Below are 422 nucleotides of genomic sequence, written 5' to 3' on the forward strand. Positions count from 1 at the left end.
GTCGTGTCGCCGATCAGCGGCCGCGTCGGCATCTCGCAGGTGACGCCGGGCGCATACGTGCAGGCGAGCCAGGCGACGCTGATGTCGACCGTGCAGCAGCTCGATCCGGTGTACGTCGACCTCACGCAGTCGAGCCTCGAAGGGCTGAAGCTGCGTCAGGACGTGCAGAGCGGCCGCCTGAAGACGAGCGGCCCGGGCGCGGCGAAGGTGTCGCTGATCCTCGAAGACGGCAAGACCTATTCGGAAGCCGGCAAGCTGCAGTTCTCGGACGTGACGGTCGACCAGACCACCGGCTCGGTGACGATCCGCGCGGTGTTCCCGAACCCCGGCCGCGTGCTGCTGCCGGGGATGTTCGTGCGCGCACGGATCGAGGAAGGCGTGAACGAGAACGCGTTCCTGGTGCCGCAGATCGGCGTCACGCA

General features: G+C 68.0%; 1 protein-coding gene. It reads left to right on the top strand.

From position 1 onward, the window contains the following. A partial coding sequence (locus HWX76_RS36470) for an efflux RND transporter periplasmic adaptor subunit (RefSeq protein ID WP_176017116.1) occupies positions 1-422 on the top strand: 422 nt, incomplete at both ends.

It is taken from the genome of Burkholderia sp. BCC0398 (assembly GCF_902833245.1).
GTDB lineage: Bacteria > Pseudomonadota > Gammaproteobacteria > Burkholderiales > Burkholderiaceae > Burkholderia > Burkholderia sola.